At 53.4% G+C, this 19,256-nt stretch carries 17 protein-coding genes; 6 read left to right on the top strand and 11 right to left on the bottom strand.

The features are described 5' to 3' along the window. Window positions 1-157 precede the first annotated feature (157 nt). From Q4E40_RS01295 to Q4E40_RS01310, 4 genes are all read left to right on the top strand, one after another. On the top strand, window positions 158-2,935 hold the full coding sequence (locus Q4E40_RS01295) for a cation-transporting P-type ATPase (protein ID WP_303409592.1): 2,778 nt from the start codon (window positions 158-160) through the stop codon (window positions 2,933-2,935). 11 nt (window positions 2,936-2,946) lie between these two features. Continuing rightward, window positions 2,947-3,762, top strand: coding sequence for an alpha/beta hydrolase (locus tag Q4E40_RS01300; protein ID WP_303409593.1), 816 nt, complete (start codon window positions 2,947-2,949; stop codon window positions 3,760-3,762). A 97-nt stretch (window positions 3,763-3,859) separates the two neighbouring features. Then, on the top strand, window positions 3,860-4,345 hold the full coding sequence (locus tag Q4E40_RS01305) for a tellurite resistance TerB family protein (RefSeq protein ID WP_303409594.1): 486 nt from the start codon (window positions 3,860-3,862) through the stop codon (window positions 4,343-4,345). Between the two features lie 40 nt (window positions 4,346-4,385). After that, on the top strand, window positions 4,386-5,504 hold the full coding sequence (locus Q4E40_RS01310; protein ID WP_303409595.1) for a tetratricopeptide repeat protein: 1,119 nt from the start codon (window positions 4,386-4,388) through the stop codon (window positions 5,502-5,504). A gap of 126 nt (window positions 5,505-5,630) precedes the next feature. Here Q4E40_RS01310 and Q4E40_RS01315 read toward each other — a convergent pair whose 3' ends face one another. Beyond that, complete coding sequence (locus tag Q4E40_RS01315) at window positions 5,631-6,056, bottom strand: DoxX family protein (RefSeq protein WP_303409596.1); 426 nt, start codon at window positions 6,054-6,056, stop codon at window positions 5,631-5,633. Window positions 6,057-6,212: 156 nt separating this feature from the next. Continuing rightward, window positions 6,213-9,401: an AsmA family protein gene (locus Q4E40_RS01320; RefSeq protein WP_303409597.1), complete on the bottom strand. Its 3,189-nt coding sequence runs from the start codon at window positions 9,399-9,401 to the stop codon at window positions 6,213-6,215. A 293-nt stretch (window positions 9,402-9,694) separates the two neighbouring features. Here Q4E40_RS01320 and Q4E40_RS01325 point away from each other — a divergent pair, with 293 nt between their 5' ends. After that, window positions 9,695-10,027 carry a hypothetical protein gene (locus Q4E40_RS01325; protein ID WP_303409598.1) on the top strand — a complete coding sequence of 111 codons (333 nt, stop codon included), beginning with the start codon at window positions 9,695-9,697 and terminating at the stop codon, window positions 10,025-10,027. A gap of 80 nt (window positions 10,028-10,107) precedes the next feature. On the opposite strand, the gene dacB is transcribed toward Q4E40_RS01325, so the two are convergent. The 4 genes from dacB to tcmP all read right to left on the bottom strand — a co-directional run bounded on the left by dacB (window position 10,108) and on the right by tcmP (window position 15,037). Further along, complete coding sequence (dacB, locus tag Q4E40_RS01330) at window positions 10,108-11,502, bottom strand: D-alanyl-D-alanine carboxypeptidase/D-alanyl-D-alanine endopeptidase (RefSeq protein ID WP_303409599.1); 1,395 nt, start codon at window positions 11,500-11,502, stop codon at window positions 10,108-10,110. Between the two features lie 102 nt (window positions 11,503-11,604). Next, on the bottom strand, window positions 11,605-12,279 hold the full coding sequence (locus Q4E40_RS01335; RefSeq protein ID WP_303409600.1) for a hypothetical protein: 675 nt from the start codon (window positions 12,277-12,279) through the stop codon (window positions 11,605-11,607). Between the two features lie 166 nt (window positions 12,280-12,445). Beyond that, window positions 12,446-13,009 (bottom strand): DUF1543 domain-containing protein, encoded by a 564-nt coding sequence (locus tag Q4E40_RS01340; protein WP_303409601.1) that lies wholly within the window; start codon window positions 13,007-13,009, stop codon window positions 12,446-12,448. A gap of 903 nt (window positions 13,010-13,912) precedes the next feature. Beyond that, window positions 13,913-15,037 carry a three-Cys-motif partner protein TcmP gene (gene tcmP, locus Q4E40_RS01345; RefSeq protein ID WP_303409602.1) on the bottom strand — a complete coding sequence of 375 codons (1,125 nt, stop codon included), beginning with the start codon at window positions 15,035-15,037 and terminating at the stop codon, window positions 13,913-13,915. A gap of 126 nt (window positions 15,038-15,163) precedes the next feature. On the opposite strand from tcmP, the gene Q4E40_RS01350 reads away from it, so the two are divergent. After that, window positions 15,164-15,598 carry a hypothetical protein gene (locus tag Q4E40_RS01350; protein WP_303409603.1) on the top strand — a complete coding sequence of 145 codons (435 nt, stop codon included), beginning with the start codon at window positions 15,164-15,166 and terminating at the stop codon, window positions 15,596-15,598. Between the two features lie 209 nt (window positions 15,599-15,807). Here Q4E40_RS01350 and Q4E40_RS01355 read toward each other — a convergent pair whose 3' ends face one another. From Q4E40_RS01355 to Q4E40_RS01375, 5 genes are all read right to left on the bottom strand, one after another. Then, complete coding sequence (locus Q4E40_RS01355; RefSeq protein WP_303409604.1) at window positions 15,808-16,014, bottom strand: hypothetical protein; 207 nt, start codon at window positions 16,012-16,014, stop codon at window positions 15,808-15,810. Between the two features lie 85 nt (window positions 16,015-16,099). Next, window positions 16,100-16,915 carry a DUF4097 family beta strand repeat-containing protein gene (locus tag Q4E40_RS01360; protein ID WP_303409605.1) on the bottom strand — a complete coding sequence of 272 codons (816 nt, stop codon included), beginning with the start codon at window positions 16,913-16,915 and terminating at the stop codon, window positions 16,100-16,102. Between the two features lie 45 nt (window positions 16,916-16,960). Continuing rightward, window positions 16,961-17,830 carry a DUF4097 family beta strand repeat-containing protein gene (locus Q4E40_RS01365; protein WP_303409606.1) on the bottom strand — a complete coding sequence of 290 codons (870 nt, stop codon included), beginning with the start codon at window positions 17,828-17,830 and terminating at the stop codon, window positions 16,961-16,963. A gap of 4 nt (window positions 17,831-17,834) precedes the next feature. Next, window positions 17,835-18,650 (bottom strand): HEAT repeat domain-containing protein, encoded by an 816-nt coding sequence (locus Q4E40_RS01370; RefSeq protein WP_303409607.1) that lies wholly within the window; start codon window positions 18,648-18,650, stop codon window positions 17,835-17,837. Next, window positions 18,647-19,213 carry an RNA polymerase sigma factor gene (locus tag Q4E40_RS01375; RefSeq protein WP_303409608.1) on the bottom strand — a complete coding sequence of 189 codons (567 nt, stop codon included), beginning with the start codon at window positions 19,211-19,213 and terminating at the stop codon, window positions 18,647-18,649. Before Q4E40_RS01375 ends, Q4E40_RS01370 begins: the two co-directional genes overlap by 4 nt. Between the last annotated feature and the right edge of the window lie 43 nt (window positions 19,214-19,256).

Raw genomic sequence — 19,256 nt, forward strand, 5'->3', positions numbered from 1 at the left:
CAGGCCCGGGACTAGGCATACCCGGCACTTAATTGCCCGTATGACCTACAGACTACCACTAGCTATCGTTATTCAGCCACTCACCTTGTATTGAAATCATCAAGGCCTGCGGCGGCATTCCAAACCTCTGCAGGTATAGACAAGAACAACCAGCAACATGCGTGTAACAGAAGAGGAAAGACATAAAAAAACGACCCTGTCTGCGGACAAACCCCAGCACTGGCATAGCCTCGACGCGCAGGAGGCCCTCAAACTTCTGCACGTTGACCAGAAAGAGGGTTTATCAGAGGAAGAAGTACAAAAGCGCCGGGAAACTTACGGACCTAACATCATCACGCAGCAAAAACAGCAGAGTGCCTTGGTGCTTTTTCTGCTGCAGTTTCACCAACCCCTCATTTACATCCTGCTGGCCGCCACCGTTGTTTCACTGCTGCTCGGCGAGTACATCGATGCAAGCGTTATTTTCGGTGTAGTCCTGATCAATTCCATCATCGGCTACATACAGGAATCCAAAGCACTGGCCGCCATCGACGCTTTGTCCAAAAGCATGTCCGCCAGGGCCAGCGTGTTGCGCGGGGGCAGTAAGCAACAGATCGAGGCCTCGGAGTTGGTGCCCGGCGACATCGTGCTGCTGCAGTCCGGCGATAAGTTTCCGGCTGATGTGCGGCTGGTGCGGGCCCGTGACCTGAAAGTGGACGAATCGGCGCTGACCGGGGAATCGGTGGCAGTGGAGAAACACACGGATCCCGTGGCTGCAGACGATGTGCTGGGCGACCGCTTCTCCATGGGATTCGCCTCCACAGTGGTAACCTACGGGCAGGCAACGGGCCTGGTGGTCGCCACCGGCGACAAAACCGAGGTGGGCAAAATACAGGAATCCATTTCGAGCGCGCAGAACCTGGACACGCCGCTTACCATCAAAATAAAGGAATTCAGCAACCTGCTCCTATGGGTTATCCTGGTGCTTTGCGTCGTGCTTTTCCTGGTCCAGTACCTGCGGGGAGCCGACCCGGCTGATACCTTTATGCTAGCCGTGGCCCTGGCGGTAGGCGCTATACCGGAGGGTTTGCCGGTGGCTGTGACCATCATGCTGGCGCTGGGAGTATCTAAAATGGCCAAGCGACGCGCCATTATCCGCAAACTGGTGGCCGTCGAAACACTGGGCAGCACCAACGTCATTTGCTCCGATAAAACCGGGACGCTCACCGAAAACCAGATGACCGTGCAGCAAATCATGGCCGGCGGCGAAAACTACACCGCTACCGGACTGGGTTACCGGCCCGAGGGTGAAATCCAACAGAAAGAAAAACAGGCTGACCTGAACGGAAACCAAGCACTGGAGCAATGCCTGAAAGCCGGTTTGCTCTGCAACGACAGCGCCCTGAAAGAGAAAGACGGGCAGTGGCTGATAGAAGGCGACCCTACCGAGGGAGCGCTGGAGGTGGCCGCCCGAAAAGCCGGGTTCGAGAAACGAAAGCTGGAGGAGCACCAGCCCCGGCAGGACACCATACCGTTTGAGTCCGAATACCAGTACATGGCCACGCTGCACAGCGGCGACAGACCGGTTATCTACCTGAAAGGTTCAGTAGAAGCCGTGCTGGCTCGCAGCAGCAAAACCCTGCTGCCAAACGGCGAATTAGGCGAGCTTGACAAGGAGCGTATCGAAAAGCACGTGGAGCAAATGGCCAGTGAGGGGCTCCGTGTACTGGCGTTTGCCATGCTGGAGGCACCCGACGGCCAGACGCAGATAGACCACGGGCACACCACTTCGAACCTCATTTTCCTGGGCCTGCAAGGTATGATAGACCCGCCCCGCAAAGAGGCGATGGAGGCCGTGGCCCTGTGCCAGCGCGCAGGTATAGACGTCAAGATGATTACGGGCGACCATGCTGTGACAGCCGCCGCCATTGCCAGCCAGATCGGGTTGAAAGGCCGCCAGAAAAACGGGCAACTGGTGGCCGTGACAGGTAAACAGCTCCAGCAGATCGGTGACCAGGAACTCCCTGACCTCGTCGAGAAAACCGCCGTATTTGCCCGTGTGGCGCCCGAACAGAAACTGCGGCTGGTCAAAGCCCTGCAGTCGCGCGACCGGGTGGTGGCCATGACGGGAGACGGCGTGAACGACGGCCCTGCCCTGAAACAGGCCAACATCGGCATCGCCATGGGCATTACCGGAACCGATGTGGCCAAAGATGCCTCGGACATGGTACTCACCGATGACAATTTTTCGTCCATAGAAGGCGCCGTGGAAGAAGGCCGGAGCGTGTTTGACAACCTGACCAAGTTTATTGTCTGGACGCTGCCTACCAATCTGGGAGAGGCGCTGGTGGTACTGCTGGCCATTGCGCTCAATTCCCAGCTCCCCATGCAGCCGGTGCAGTTCCTTTGGATAAACATGACCACTTCGGTGCTGTTGGGGCTCACGCTGGTATTCGAGCCCAAAGAGCCCGGTATCATGGACCGCCCGCCACGTGCCGCTAACCAGCCGCTGCTCACCACCAAACTGATTATGCGCACGCTGCTGGTGGGTGTGCTAATGCTTGCAGCCGCCTACGGCCTGTTTCTGTACGAACTGTACCAGGGTGCGACGCTTGCCGAGGCCCAGACCGTTGTAACGACGGTGTTTGTGGTGGTGGAATCCTTCTACCTGCTTAACTGCCGCTCGCTGGTAAGGCCGACTGGCCAGATTGGCTGGTTCTCGAACATGTGGGTGTACTACGGTATTGGTGTGATGTTCCTGGCGCAGGCGCTCTTCATCTACACGCCGTTCATGAACATGCTCTTTGGCACCAGTCCGCTGGATGCCATGCAGCTACTGCGCATTTTTGGGGCGGGTGCCGTCGTGTTCACAATTATCTCTATTGAGAAGCGGATTCGCTTCCGGCTGGGTGCCAAAAGGCTGAAGGCAGCCAAACAGGAAGTGCAATTCACGTAAGCTATACCTTGGTGAAACAGGTGATCGGAGCGGCGGTTTTAGTAGGTACCTTATACCTTGTCATGATGGGTTTACTTTCATTTCAGCAGGAGAAACTGATCTTCTTTCCGGAAAAACTGCCGGTAGACTACACGTTCCGCTTCGACCAGGAGGCTGAGGAAATACGTATACCTGCGCCGGACGGCGTGTTGCTGCATGGGCTGCATTTTAAATCGGAAGAGTCAAAGGGGCTGGTGTTTTACCTGCATGGCAACGCGGGTTCGGTGGCCAGTTGGGGCTGGGCGCACGAGGCCTATACCGCACTGGGTTACGATATGTTCGTGCTCGACTACCGCGGCTATGGCAAAAGCCAGGGCGAGATTAGCAGCGAAAAGCAGTTTTACGCCGATGCCGAGGCAGCCTTCCTGGAGATGGCCGGCAGGTATAGCGGCAAACATGTTCTGGTGGTCGGCTATTCCATTGGCACGGCAGCAGCGGCGCGGCTGGCGGCCCTGCATTCACCCACTTTGCTGCTGCTGCAGGCGCCTTACTATAGCCTCAGCGATTTGATGCAAAGCCTATACCCGATGGTGCCGGGCTTTTTGCTCAGGTATAAGTTTGAGACGTATACCTTTGTGGCGCAAACCAAATCGCCCATCGCCATTTTCCATGGCGCGCAGGACGAGATCATTTACCCGGGCTCTTCGGAAAAGCTGAAGGCATACCTTAAACCAACAGACCGCGTTATCCTTCTCGAAGGACAGGGCCACAATGGCATGAACGAGAACCCGGCTTTCCGGCGCGAACTGGCAAACGTGCTTCACAATTTGCCACCCGCAAAGCCCTGAAACTATACCTGACAGAGACCACAATACACACTGCTATACCTGAAAAAGGTACTGCAGCCTTACAAAACCAGAAACTACACAAAACTAAAGAAGAAACATGGAAGGCGTTTTTAACACTACCGGTCGGACGAACATACCTGACTCCTATACCTACACCCCACAAAACGAACAGGAAGCCTGGATTGCTATAATGCACGCCTGCATGGCCGTGGATGATGACGTGGCCGATGAAGAACTGGACGAAATGGCGCAAACACTGGCCGACCGGCCGCTGTTCGAAGGGCACGACATCATGGCCTACAGCCGGAACGTCTTCTATGCACACGTGCAGTTGGGCAGCAAAATACTGATCGACAACTCGGTAGAACTGATATCGGAGGAAAACCGCCCCAACCTGTTTGCCCATACCATTCAACTGGTGCTGTCCGACAGTGTGGTAACCGAGAAAGAGGAAGAGTTGATCCACTACCTGCACTCCGCCCTGGACATGGATGAGAGAGAAGCGCAGGCGATCGTCCGGGATATACTGGTCCTCAACCAAGACAAGAAACACAGGGGAGGAAGTGGTGAAGAGGAGGACTAACTCGTTCTTTTGAGTATGTTTGTGCACTAAACCACTGTGCATGACACGATTTCTACTCAGCTTCCTTCTTTTCTTTTCCGTTTTGCAGACTAGTGCACAGGATCCGGGGCCCTCGCCGCTTACCTTAGCCGACCAGCACCTCGATGCCGGTCGCTACCAGGAGGCGGTGGCCGCCTATACGATTGTCATCACCCGCGACAGCTTCACCTTTGAGCCCTTCTATAACCGGGGACTGGCCTACCTGAAACTCAAAAACTACCGGGCAGCTCTCACGGACCTTGACCGGGCTCTCCTGCTGAATGCGGGAAGCAAAGACGGGTTCAGCAACAGGGCGCTGACAAAAGTGCACCTGAAAGACATGGAAGGGGCTCAGGACGATTACAGCAAGGCGATCCGCATTGCCCCTCAGGACGCCGACCTTTACTACCAGTCTGCCCTGGCCCTGCTCCTCGACGACAAAACCGCTCCTGCCAGACAGCACCTCCTAAAGAGTATAGAGCTGGCACCCTCTGCCCCTGCCTACCTGGAATTGGGCAAGTTGAGCGACGCCTCCGGGAATTTTGAGGGAGCCAAGGGTTACTTCGATAAAGCCATCGCGCTCGATGCCAGTATGGCAGAAGCGCACTTCCGAAGGGGAACGGTACAGGAGCAACTGGCGCAGCACTCAGCGGCAGAAACAGACTACAGCACAACGGTCAGATTAGATCCGGCACATGCGGACGCCTACTTTAACAGGGCGTTGCTCCGGTACATGCGCGAGAACTCGGCCGGCGCAATTCAGGACCTGACGAAAGTGATCTCACTGGACAAAGGCCGCTCCGAGGCTTATGCTAACCGCGCCACGGCCTATACCAAGACTGGACAGACACAGGAAGCGCTCGCAGATTATAACAAAGCAATCAGCCTCAACAGCAAAAATGCTGAGTTCTATACAAAACGGGGAGAGCTGAAGATCAAGCTGAAAGACTATGCCGGGGGCGAAAAGGACTTTACCCGCGCCCTGAGCCTGGACGCAAAATCACCTGGCGCTTACCTCGGGCGCGGCTACTGCCACATGGCCCTGAAGCAAACGGCCAAAGCCTGTGCCGACCTCACCAAAGCATACCAACTGGGTAACCGCAACGCCATGGACCTCATGAAGTACAACAAGTGCAACTAAGGTATAGCTGCACAAACATGTCAGACCTGCCTGGCGATAGGCCGGCTCCGGATTGCTATACCTGACATAGTAGACGATAGCTTTCCAGCGTAGCATAGCTGCTTCTGCGCAGCCCCCGCTCAACTATCAGGTATAGCTGGCCCGCTTGTGCTCTTCCCGTCTTACCCCTCTGCCCATCGCGGCGTCGATGCTCCAAATGCCAGCACCGCGGGCGGCCATGTACAGAAACAGAAAGCAGTAGAGCAGCGCATTCTCCCCCTGGTTGAGCAGTGGGTTCCAGCCCTGTGGCACGTGCGCCATGAAAAAGGCCACCGCCATCTCACCACTGGCAATGAACGCGGCCCAACCCGTCAGGAATCCAAATGCGATCATGAGTCCGGCAACCAGTTCTATTATGCCGGCCACCCCCATCAGCGAGGCTATTTCCACGGTATTGCCGTCCCCGGGCCAGCCAAAGAGCTTTTGGGTGCCGTGCATGGCAAACATCAATCCGGCCACAATGCGCAAGATGGCGTACAGTTGCGGGCTGTAGGGCCCCAGAAATCTTTCCATAGTTTTTGAGCTTTATACCTGTTTGGTTAGCAGGCTATTATACAAGCACTTACATACGGAAATTACGATTATAAGATTATCATGTTGAACTAATCGGATGCGCCCAGTCGCTGCGGGTCAGCAATTTCGAATGGTGGTTGAATTTAAGTGGCGTGACTACTTGATTTCGGTAAAGGCGGTGTCGATCTGGTAGTATCGCAGCACATCCAGAAACTCGTTGCGTAGCACAAGGGAAATGTCTTCCCGCTCCCGTCGGTTGCTGAGCTTCACCTTGTATTTATCCTGATCACGCACCAGCAGCAGGTGCTGCTTGCTCGGGCTGTTCTTCAGCGACAGCGAATCTTCCTGTATCTGCTCGATGCGGCGCTGGTTGTTTCCGAAGAGGATGTTAAAAACGTTGATGTCCACGCTCAGGCGGGCATCCCCACGCATGGTATATGAGCCCCTGAGGTCGAAAGAGGACAGGTTGTTGTTCATGCTGAAACCAGGCGCAACAAACTTATTTTTGTAGAGCACAAAATCGGCCTCCACATCCTCGAAAAACAGGTGCTCGGTCCTTTCTTTCCGCATGAAGCCCAGGGCTTCCTGAATAGGCTTAATGTCGATCAGCTCCATGCCCCGGAAGGAGGCCCGGCTGTAGGCGACCGTTTGGTCAAAGCTCGGCGTGAAGGTCCCGTCCAGTTTGGTATAAAGGGTCAGGTTACAGTCCGCCTCGCCTTTAATGTTCTGGCTTCCCAGCATATCCAGCTCCATCTGTTCGGCCACCGCAAACAACTGCTCCAGATCGACGTCCTGCACCTGCGCCTTCAGCCGGACGGGGATGGTGTCGGAGGGCTCGTTGAGGTACATCATGCCGTTCGAAAAAATCTTGCCGCCGAAGGCTTCCAGGTATAGCTTGTCGAGTTGGGCCTGCTCCCGGTTCATGCGGGCTTTTATCGCCAGGTTGCTTCCCGTCAGGTACTCGTACTTCAATTCCTGCGCTTCTACATGCAAACCCAGGTCGTATACCTTCTCCCGCAGCTTACGCATGCCTTTTTCATCCTCCTCTTTCTTTTCGGGCAAATTCTGCGGCGGCTCGGTAGGCAGTAGCGTTTTCAACCCTGCCATATTTTGCATGAAGGCCTGCAGGTCCAGAAAATCGTACTGCAGCGACACATCCAGGTATGGCCGGGTCAATTTCGAGCTGATCAGGTAGAAGCCGCCGTGGGCTGTGGCCGCACCGCCTTTGGTTGTCTTAAACCGCATCGATTGCATTGTCACGTGGCTCTTGTTTTTATTCAGGGTCACGGAAAGGTGCTGCAGGTCTTCTTCCCCAGGCAGGTCAATGTGCTTCACGCGCAGCAGTAGATCCACTTTCTGCAGCGGCATCAGGATAGCGAGACCTCCGTCTTTGCCAGTCGCAGCACTTTTACCCTTGCCTGCCGAACCAGCAATGGCATTCACCTGCTGCAGGCTGGTCAGGTCGAGGGTATCCATTTGGGCAGCCAGCTCTATGTTGGCGGCATGGAGCTGGCGGTTGTCATTGGGCGCCGTCACGTTTCCGGTCACCGTGATTCCCTGCGAGGTCATGCCGATGTCGGAGAGCGTGAGGCGCTTGCCGTCACTCTTTAGCCTGGCCCGCATGTTTCGAACAGACGCTGCCTCCAGGTTGAGCTGCTCACACGTCAGCCGCACGTTCAGCCTCAAAAATTCGGGCACGATCGTAGTAGTAGCCGCGACTGCTGCATTTGCCGGGGCTGATGGCTGCCCGTTGGGTTTAGCATCGGGCTTTAGCTTTAGCCAGTCCGTGTCCAGCCGATTCACTTTAACGGCGCCTCGTACGGTCACGGTGCCTTGCTGGCCCAAAAGGTAATTCATCACATCGCGCACAGATCCATCCACCGAAAAAGGCTTGCCACCTAGTTTGCCTCCCATCCCTTGCAGGCGCAGTTCGTTGCCTGCCAGTTTCGCCTCCCCATTCAGGTCGGTGAAGGGCACGGTGAGCTTTGCCGGCTGAAAGCCAACTTCCTGCAGGCGGATAGCTCCCTGCCACTGCAGGTCATTCTTCCGTAGCCGGTCCTCGCCGGCGTACAAATTTCCTTTGATGGTGACGTCGCCGGCCAGTGTACCGCGCGGCAGGGAAAGGTAATCCGGTGGCATCAGGTCTGCCAGGCTATCCAGGGTATAGCTTCCGCTGAGATGCGCATCTACAAAGGGTTTGGTAAAGTCTGTGATCTTCGCCTGGAGCTGCAGGCTATCCTGGCCAGTGCGCACCGACACACGGTGCAGCGTGAACGTACTAGACTCCGGTGAATGCTTCGGCCCGTTATCCAATAGCCCGGCTATTTGTATATGCGACAGCGTGATGCGGCTGGTGGGCCAGTGCAGTTTACCGTCCTGCAAGGCAAAGTGCAGTTTGTTTCTGGGCCGTTTTGTCGGCCCGGAGTGGCCGGCAATGTGGTAGTGCAGCTTTACGCGGCCTTCGCTCTCCACCTGCCGGAGCAAAGGGATAGACCGGACCGAGTTCATCTGGTTGAGCAGGAAGAAAAAGGGCTGCTCTCCTTTAAAGTGCAGGTCCAGCTCGGAGCCCGGCTCGTTGGCCGTCTTTTGGTGCGTACCCGAAATCAGTACTTCATTTTCGTTGAGCACAGCCCGGCTCTCCTCAATCTTTCCAAGCTTTTTAGCCAGGTCGTAGGTATAGCGTGCATCGGCCGTAAAGCTTCTGTCTTCGAAAAGGCGCAGGTCACGGCTACTAATGTAGTTGATCTTCCCTTCCAGCTTGCCCTTTATTTTGAGGATGTTACCGCTCAGTTCCGCTGCCAGATCGGAGTCGAGCAGTTGCAGAGAGAAGGCGCTCGCCTTGTAATGGTTTTCGCTCAAAAAGCGAGCGTTCCGGATCCGGAGCTGGGGGATGTTCAGCTCGAAATCGCCTGGACCGTCCTCCTGTTTTTGTCCTTTGCCAAAGCTGAGACCGCGCTTGTGGCCGGTCGAGTCTACCTGCTGATGAAACGTGAGGCCATCGAGGTATACCTTGCTGATGCGGAGCCTGCCATAGGGCCATTGCATCACTGGTACCAGCACCTCAGCATGTGTGACAGCCAGTACTTCCACGGGCTGCGCACCGCTTGTGTCCTTTAGCGATATATTGTCCAGCGTCAGGGTCAGGTAGGGGAAATTTTTCCAGTTGGAGATCTCTGATTCAAATGGCGCAAGCACCAGGTTGGGATCTTTGGTTAGTGCCGTTCTGATGAAAACCGGTAGCTTCTCCTGGTAGAGCGGGGCCAGCAGAAACTGAGCTGCCAGCACTAGCGTGAGCACTAGTCCGATTACCAGCAGAAAGATCTTAACGAGGGGGCGCGTTTTCATAACAGATTGCATTGCCTGACCGGAAGCTTAGTTTCCGGTTTGCTTCTCCTTAAACTCGCTTTTTGCAAGAAAGTTTGGTGCGCCCACCCTTGCCCGGACCTCCTGTGTTATATAGATTTCTACTATATGGCTACTTGATTTTGTTCAGACCAACTGGAAGCTGTTTGTGAAGGATAGAAAAGGGGTTTCCTACGCCATTTTCTAACCTAAACCCGGCCCTCGCCCGTACAACTGACTAACCCTGGAGTCTTTCCGGGGTTGGTTAGTTATGTTCTACCTAAAGAAAACAAACCATGAGCGACAACAATAGAAATATCTCCGAAGATCCGAATTCAAGAAAAGGGGAAGGCACAAGCGGCCTGGGCAAAGGCAAGCAGACAGGCCCGGTGGCAGGCGGCGCTGACAATACCCGTGGCGAGAACAAGCCAAGCCGCGAGGGCAGCAGTGGCGGTGCCAAGAAAGGCAAAGACAACCCGAACGAGCAAAACAGTCCGCAGGGCTCTAATGCCAACCTTACCACCACCAGTCGTGGCGCTGACAGCACCGACAAGGAGTTCCGCAACAACCAGCCGAACCCGAGCACGATCACGGATCCTGATATGCGAAACAAAGAAAGAAACAACTAGGGCTATACCTTAGCCCAAAATGAGAAAAGCCCCGGCATTGGTCGGGGCTTTTGTTTTATACCTGCTGGGAGGGCTATACCTTACTTCAGTTCATCCAGTACCACATACATTTTTTTCACGAGCGATGAGGCCGACCCGTTGTAGTTGTTCACCACGAAAGAGAACAGGTATTCCTGCCCGTCTTTGGCTTTGTGGTAGCCGGTAAAGCCTTTTGCGCCACGTATGGTGCCGCTCTTCATCTTCATATTGTTAAAGGTAGGCAGTGAGGCATGGAAACCCGCGTACCACGGCTGCTGACGGGCATGCAGCAACAACTGCACCTGGGCATGCGTCGTCACGCGGTTAAGCGGAGACAGTCCGGAGCCGTCTACCATGGCCAGTTCAGATTCGGCTATCCCTTTACTTTTCCAGTGCTGGCGGATCTTGTCCAGGCCCTTACGGGTGTCGCTGGTACTGCCATCGGCATACGCGATTGTTTTGGCCAGGGCTTCGCCGTACAGGTTGATGCTCTTGCGGTTGAACCAGTATACGATGCTGTCGAGTGGCGGTGATGTGACGGTATGGAAGAAGGTATAGCCCTGCTGTGGCGTGCCGTTGTGCTGCAACACAGCTTGCTGCGGCATGTTGATGCCAAGAGTGCGAAGCGTATCGGCCAGCATGCTCACAAACTGGTTAGCCCCGGAAGGGAGCGCGCCCGAGATCTTGAAACTGCTTTCGTTGACAGGTATGGTGCCCCGGATGGCAGCCGTGCTGGTTCCCACCGGGAAGTAGATGTAGGCATTGTCACCAGTGCCTGCAGCAGCGGATGTCAGCTCGGAGCGCAGGCCATAGCCGTTGAGGTTCGGCACCGTTTTGACGATCGAAACGGGCTCGCCAATCTGCTTGCCTGACTTGAGGATCACATCGTACTGGTTTTCGCGCCAGTTGAGCTTGGCGGCACCAGCCCCGTAGTAGTTGGCAATATCCTGCCACATCCACCCGTCAGGCACGGTTTCTTCATTCCACCCTTCATTGCTCACCACTACCTCGTTCACCGTTTTTATACCTGCACGCTGCATGGCCCGCACTAAGTCTTTCAGCACAGCATCCTCTTTGGTTACCGGCCAGCGCCAGCTTCCAAAAGTAGGGTCACCACTTGGCTGGATGAGGAGCGACGTTTGTTTGCCGTTTTTGCGAAGGGCAAATTTCGTTTCGTAGCGGTAGGCCTTGCCCAGTAGTTCGTAGGCGCTGATGCTGGTGATGAGTTTCATGGTGGAGGCCGGCGCCAGCCCGACTTTGCTGTTGCGATCATACACAACTTGTCCTGTTTTGGCGTCCACTACATATAGCGAGGCGATGCCGTTCTGCAGCTGCGAGTCAGCTTCGAATTTCTGGAACGCGGTGGTGAGTTTAGACGCAATAGACTGCGCCCCGGCATGCTGTAGCGTCAGCAAACAGGCAATCAGGAAGGTGAATGAGGTAATGCGGGTTTTCATAGGCAAAAAGTACGCATTTCTGCCGGTTATCCCCAAACCTTAAAACAAAACGGCCGCTTATTCCTGCGAAAAAGCGGCCGTCAACAATTCTAAACCCTATTTCTACCAGTCCCGGTTATCACGGTACCTGTTGCGCTCGCTGTAGCGGCGCTCGTCATCGAACCTGCGCTGCTGGTTGTGCCCCCGGTTATTGTTGGCGCTGCGCTCCCGGTCTTCGTCGCGGTTGTTATACCTGGTGGAGCCGTAGCCCGTGTCGCGAAACTCGTCAAAGCTGCGGTTGTAGCCTCTATCGCCCCTGTCCTCGTTCCGGTAACCGGACCTTGACAGGTTGCTGTCCATGTAACCCGTGCCACGGTAGCGGCTGTCTGATTCTTGGTTCATGCGGCCGCGGTAGTCGTAATCGCCGGAACCGCTGTAGTTCTGGCGACTGTGCTCGTTGTGGTCGTAGTAGTTTCTGTCGCCACCCATGTGACTTGGTCTTTCACGACCCGACATTCCATAGTTAGAGGGGCCGTAGGCAGAGCCGCCACCGTAGGTGCTGCCGCCTTCGCCGTAGCGTGTTCCGCCACTGAAGTCGCCATAGGCGCGTGTTCCGTGGGACATCCGGCCGCGCTCGTCACGGTTTTCGTAACGGTCGCGATCACTCCTACGCTGGCTGCTTTCGGGGTTAAAGCGGGAAAGGCTGTGGGTGTTGCCGGTACGGGCGTTTCCGTGTTCATCAAAGTCGGCGTAGTGGTTTTTGCGGGGACGGTCGTTATACTCTTCGTTTCTGTTCATAGCTTCGTTATTTAGGTTAATACACTCCCTCTCATAACGCAGCAAACCAGAGGTTGTTCTTTTCCGCTTTTTAAAACTCGATCCCTAACCTATTGCAAAGTCAATTGCCAGACTGAACCTCTGCCTAATTTAAAGTTTTGTTCACAACACTTTAGCACTGCTATACCTACAGTTTATGCAGTTGAAAATACCCCAGGTGCATCTCGTCTTCTGGCCCTGCTATACCTGGCATGACCTCGAGTCTGAACTGCTGTTTGTCCTTAGCTATCAGGATGTCTTTTACTTCAAAAACCTCGTCCACATCCACTCCAAATTTGTCGTCGATGTGGGAAGTGGCGCCTTTGAAACCGGTGTGCTTGTAAAAGGCAGTTTGTTTTGCCTGCTGCACCGCTCCCGCCTGGTCTTGCGCAACGGCCAGCATCTTGTAATGAAATTCGTCGAACTCCCCCGGCTTATAGCCACCCAGATTCAGGAAGAACAGTTTATCTGAGCCAGCTTCAGCAGGTATAGCCTCTTTGGGGACCACCTTTATCCGGAAGCCGTTTACCTGCGTCACTTCCCGCCAGGCATCGACGTGAATATTGCCCTTTGCCTCCGGCCAAAATGCTTTAATAGCTGGTACAAGGTCGCTTACCTGTTCACCGATGGCAAAGAACATGTCGTGCTGCTCGGTGTTGCGCCCCGCCGGCCGACAGCCCAGCATCAGCATAAAGAGTTTTGGATGTTGCATTGGTGTTTTGTTTGTGTGATTAGTTTAAAATTGTTGAAATTTAGATTCTATCGCTGATGTTACTATCGGCTTACTTATTTGTCATCCAGTAAGGATCTTGTTAAAGAGGGCCCCTACCCCCGCCCGTAGCATCGGCTTAACCTCCCTTTAACCAAGTTTCTTAACAGAATGACAGCATGTTTTAAGTATGTCTTCTTAAAATGAAATGGTTTAGCTATCGGGAGGGGTCCCTACCCAAAATGGTGGAAGGAGTTGTGCATGATTGTCATCTCCCTGCCCTCCTTCTTTGTCGAGGACACCTACCACCAAGGGGACTTTTCGGTAGCTACCAATTAACAGGTATAGCATTCTGGTTCCTGCAGTTCAAGTTATTCCCTTACTCAACCCACCCCTGCCCCTCCCAAGAGGGGATTTTCTGGTGTTACTACTTCACAGGTATAAACTTCGTGGCAACTTTCTAAACAATACCGGGTCCAACCACCCCTAACCCCTCCTTATCTAAGGCGGGGAGCCTGTAATTACCACTTTACAGGTATAAACACTGTAGCAAATGACTACCGGCAGGTATAGCAAGACTAACTTGCCCCGGAAGCTATGAAGCAAATAGCACTAGCCCGGTGCACCAAAGACGATTTTGTGTTTGAGCGGTCAGCGAGTTTAAAAGCGTCTTGATTTTTTTGCTTACTTTTTTCATCAAGGAAAAAGTGAGTGCCCGCCGCACAGGCGAAGCAATGAAACAAATCAGTTAGGTATAGGAAGACAGCAGCTACGTCAGGTATGGGTATAGCCATCGGCAATTATACCTATACCTGGGCCAGAGGCCTCTTACAGTAGACACGAGCAAGGACGCTCGCGCCATAGCGTTATACCTAGCCCCGCCGGCCAGGCGACGACCCTTTCCCCTTACTTATACCCAATAATCGAAGTAAACGAAACCTTCCGCATCGGCTGCCGCGAAACCGGGTTGATCGCCTCCACAACCCCCTCCGCTTTCAGCGCCTCCAATGCTTCTTTGTAATTGCCCCTGATATAATTTGTGCCAATATTATGATGGCGGTAAATGCTGTCGATAGGCAGGTTATGGTAGAAGGAACGCTTGCCGGCTAGGTCAGTGATCAGGTTTTTGATCGAGTAACGGTACTGCTCCTGGAACAGCGATAACTGGTGCTTGATGTTGGCGCCGAAAAGCGGCACGCCGTCTTCCTGGTAATCACTGTACATGAGCATGAGTTCCTTCATTTTCATGTAAGGCGCATCGTTCTTTGACACAAAAAACAGGTAGTGGCTGGTTTGGTTCTTCTTAGGCAGACTGATCTTGAACCGGAACGTTTTGTAGTCCTTCTCCCGGAAAACGTCCTCAAACTGGTCGACCATGAAGTCTTCGCGCTGACCGGTATCCTGGTAGCGGTCACAGAACTCCCGAATCTTCTGCAATCGCTCTTTGCCAAACACATCGGCCATGATGCTGTCGTCCGTAGCACCCTGCACCGCTGCGCGCAGTTTGGCCGGCGTAAAAATCATGAACAGATCGAGCCCCCAGCGTCGTACCGACTGCAAGAGCAACTGCTGTGAAAACTCGTAACCGAACGGATCAAGGTATAGCAGTGTGGGCACATCGTTGCCGAGGAGCTTGGCGAGCGTTGCCAGGCTGGCTTCTTCGTGCAGGAGCACCGGCTTGTGCTGCAAGTCCTGGTAATAAGGTAGCTGCTGCAGGTTTTCTTTTAATTTGGCAGTGACGGTCTTCTTTTCGTCGTTGAAAAAAGTGCGCACCACCTTGTTGAGGTTATACTTGTCAGTGGCCCCAAAGATGCTGTTGAGCACCCGGACAGGCGTGGCGGGCTTACCGTCTTCTGTCTTTCCGTCACCTGCGTACAGGTCAATGAAGGCCAGCACCGGGTTTGACTTGTAGCGCTGCCCCTGCAGCTGGGCACTGCACCAGGCCTTAAAAAATTCGTTCAGCAGCTCTGACTTGATCTCAGCACTGCTGCGCTGTTCTATAAAAAAATCGTTTGTATCGGCCGTAGACATGCAATATGGTCTAATCTGCCCGCACGGCAGGTATAGCAATTCAGTTTCCTATACCTGCGGGGTGGGCCTTGTTTTATGGAAAGGTAAAGTTAGGGCTTGTTTCAATTATAAGCGTAATTTTGCAGCATGAAACTGACCGGCAACATTCTCAATATTAAAAACAAGCGCGACGACCGCAATGCAGATGTATCCATCGAGGTGGACAAGATCGAATACGTGACTTATAAAAAGGATGGTAAGTATTACCAGCCCTTCAACGTGGAAGTGGAGTTGGAAGAGTCGCTTGTGATCACCGGAGACCAGCTGGCCCGCAAATCGGAGAAACACCTGCAGGAAGGCGAGTATGATTTTGATGTGTATGACAAGGCAGAGGCAGAGTATGTGCTCAACGAGGATAAGTTTCTATCGGTGCTGCTGGCCTACGACGAGTTTGAGCAGGAGCATGTGCTCTCGTCGGTGGAGTACACGGTCACGCTCTCAAACGAGGAATTCAAGGTGCTGAAAGAAGAGCAGCACAAACTCCGCCAGTCCCGCAAAGGCACAGGCAAAAAGAAAAAATAACCCGCTACACCCAAGGGTATACAAACAGAAAGACCTGCCTCAAGCATTGCTTTAAGCAGGTCTTTCCTTTTCATGTTCCGTCAAACATGGAAGCAATTCTTCCAAAAGCTTCTACAAGCTTTAATTCAGGTTTACGCCTGTCTGAACGATAACATAAAGTCTATACCCAGGTATACGCAAATCTGCGCAGCAGGTTGACGTCCAATCACTTACTTCTTGTTCATACCCAGATAGATACCATAACCGATTAGTCCGGCACCCACAGCAAAAAGCACATACTGCTTCTGTTTGGTGTCCAGGCCGTTGTAGGTATCCAGTCCGAACTTGCCGGGATTCTTCACTACGTTCATGATCTCGCCCGGATTTTCCATCAGGTAGCTCAAAGGATTGGTGGATTTTGATGTATTGGTTTTCATGGTTGTTCTTTTTTTCCTTTTGCTTACGGGAACAGGCGCCCAATAGATAGGAAAATTTCACAAAAGCTATACCTGCATCCGGTGGTTACTTGGCAGCCTTGCGGAGGTAAATGTTGCCGTTCATGTTCTTGATCATGATCTCCGGCCCGCCGCCATTTACCTTGCCCGTGATAAAATCTGCGGTGCTCACCCGGTACAGGCCCTTCTCATTTCGGGTTCCTGTTTTTGCTTGTGCCTGTGCAGCCTCCCGTGTCATCTCAAAATCCGTGTATACCTCTCCCCTGTCGGATCGCAGCTTGGTGTTGAATTTCGAGTTGGCCGGCAGTGTCACATCCACATTACCGTTCAGGGTAGAAAAGGCCATTGGCGACTTGCCATCCCAACGCAGGATATTGGCTTTCACCTTGCCGTTCGTTGTGTTGGCAACCGCATTGCCTGACACATTCTCCAGCAGAATGCTGCCGTTTACGTTGGAGAGCTCCAGGTTTCCGTTCACATTGCGCACAACCAGGTCGCCGCTATTAACAGTCGATAACCGCAGATTAAAGTTTTGAGGCACTTGTATCTCCAGGTTGGCCTGCCTGGTCACCGCTTCAGTGCTTACCTTCACCTGGTTGTTCTGCTCCGTTATCGTCAGGCCCAGATTGGTGTTCGGTATGCGTTTCAAACCTCCGGCATCTTCACGTTCCCGTACCCGGCCTTCGCCTGCACTAGCCTTTATGATCACCTCTTTGCCCTTCGTGCCGGTCACTGTAATAGAGCCGGTTACCAGGCTGACTTCCAGGCTACCCGCCTCGTTGGGCTTTGTAAGCGGAACCGTAATTTCTTCTCCGGTTGTACTCTGAGCAAATAAAGAGGTGCTCAGCATCAAGAATATCAAAATGATGGTGTTGCGTTTCATGGGTTCTTTTAGTTGTTGTTAATGTATATGATCAGGACGAGTGGCTTAGCTTTGCGCCTTCACAATTACTTTTCCATTAAAGGTTTTCAGATACAGCGAGGCCGCGCCCGCCCCTGTTTTATAAGTTGATTCTTTGCCGAGTTTGTAGGTGGTAGTGGCGCCACTTCGATTGCTCACTTTTTCTACTTTCGGAGCCAGTTGCTGCAGGTCTTCCAGGTCGGTGTAAAAGTCGCCGTTGAAAGCGCTGAAGTTGATGGTGGCTGAAAGCGACTTACGGTACAGCAACTCAACGTTGCCGTTCAGCGTTTCCAGCCTCGCCTGCTTTTTTGGGTTTTCGCGGTATTTCGCCACCACGCTCCCATTCACTGTTTGGGCATCCACGTCTCCCGAAATATTATCCAGCAGGATCGATCCGTTGACATTGTTAGCATGAATATAGCTGGCCGTAAGGTCTTTGATCTTCACGTCGCCGTTGTTGATCGTGGTGAGGGCGATATTGGTGTTCTGCGGTACCTTGATCGTGAAATTATGCGTGAATCTGTATCCGAGTTCTCCCGTGATGTTCACTCCCCGATTGGAGGAGCCCGTTCTGTGCGACTGGATGTAAGGAGCCTTCAGATAACTGATGATGCTGTCGCCGCTCACTTCAAACTCCAGGCTCAGCTCTTTCGATTTTTCCAGGCCGTCTGCTGTTTTGGGCTTGATGATGCGCTCTACTTCGATCAGTACCTTGTCGCTGTTATGCGTTTCCACATGCACAAAGCCGTTAATGTTCTCGATCTTCAGCACATTGGAAGGTGACTTGCGGTTAAAGCGCAGCTCCTTTACAATCTTTTCGGTGTGATCCTGAGCTACCAGTTCACTGCTGACACAGAGGAAGGCAAACAGTAGCACCAGGGATTTCATGACTTTCATAGTTTTAGATTAAGACGTTTATACTCTCTTTGATTTTATCTTTCACCAGTTCGTTGGTGCTTTCATCCTGCAGGAGCTGCTTGAGCTGTGGCACTGCTTCTTTTTCCTGCAAGGCCTGCATCAGGTCTGCCAGGGCGATCTGTACCATGGGCGAATCCTGTTTGCTGATGGACAGGATCAGCCCGGCCCTTACTTCCGGTTTTGAAGTATGATTTTTCAGGGCCTCCACAGCCGCCAGCCGCACGTTCACGTTAGGGTCGTTGTTGAGGGAGTTAAACAAGGCATCTATCACCCGGCTATCGGCATTCGTCATCTCCTGTGAGATATTCACGGCTTGCAACCTGTCTACCGCCAGCGGCTGATCGATTAATGTCGTAAAGAGGACCTGCTTCATCTGGCTCAACTCCGTGGCCAGCATTTTTACATCGGGGTCCTGCTGCTGCTGTCGCTGCTTGGGTGAGAAGGCAAGCCAGGCCACTAAAAAGCCGGTAAAAAAGATGACTAAGGTATAGGCGAATTTCGCCGGGCTTAGAAAAATATTCAGCTGCTGCCAAAGGTCGCCCCAGGAAAAAGCGGGTCCCGAGGGCATTACTTTCTGCTTCTCAGTTGCCAGCAGCTGGTTGAATTTCGCATCCAGCCCAGGTCCTGGCTCCGGATCCGGCAAGGTATGGAAAGCCTGGTAGGCAGCCTGCGTCGCTTCCAACTCGGCAGCAGGTATAGCGCCCGTTGCCACCAGGGTTTCAAATTCCTGCTGTTGCACCTCATCTAGGTTTCCTGTCAGGTAATCCAGGATCAGTTCTTCGTATCGCTCGCTGTTCATATGTTTATCCCTTTCGCCTGTAATTTCAGAAAGACCTCCCGGAGGTCGTTTATAGCCCGGAACACCCGAACCTTCACATTTGCTTCGGTGCAGTTGTGCATTTCCGCAATGTCTTTGTATTTCACCCCTTGCAGCTTGCTCATCAGGAGCAGCTCCTTTTTGTCGTGGCTCAGTTGGTCAAGGGCCATTTCCATCAGCAGCAGGTGCTCCTCTTTCTGCTTCGCTTCGCCCGGTACCGTCAGGTCCGCCAGCACCTCCTGCTTCTCGTCAATGTCGGTGGTAATGCCTGCTCTCTTTGCCTTTTTAATGTGGTCGGCCAGCACGTTGCGGGCCAGGTGATAGAGCCAGGTGACAAACTTGCCATCGCCCCGGAAGGTATGGCGGTACTTGAGCACCCGCTCAAAAACATCCTGCACCAGGTCCTCGCTCAGCTCAGCATTCCGGGTAAAGCGGAAATAGAAGCCATACAGGCTTTTGCCATACCGCTTAAAGAGGAGGCTAAGCTTGTCAAGGTCACCAGACTTTACCTTGAGCATCAAAGCATTGTCAGTCAATATTTCCAAATGAGCAGGCTGTTTTGGTGTTCATCTATACAAACTCCGGTTT

It is taken from the genome of Pontibacter coccineus, assembly GCF_030546575.1.
Classification (GTDB): Bacteria; Bacteroidota; Bacteroidia; order Cytophagales; family Hymenobacteraceae; genus Pontibacter; species Pontibacter coccineus.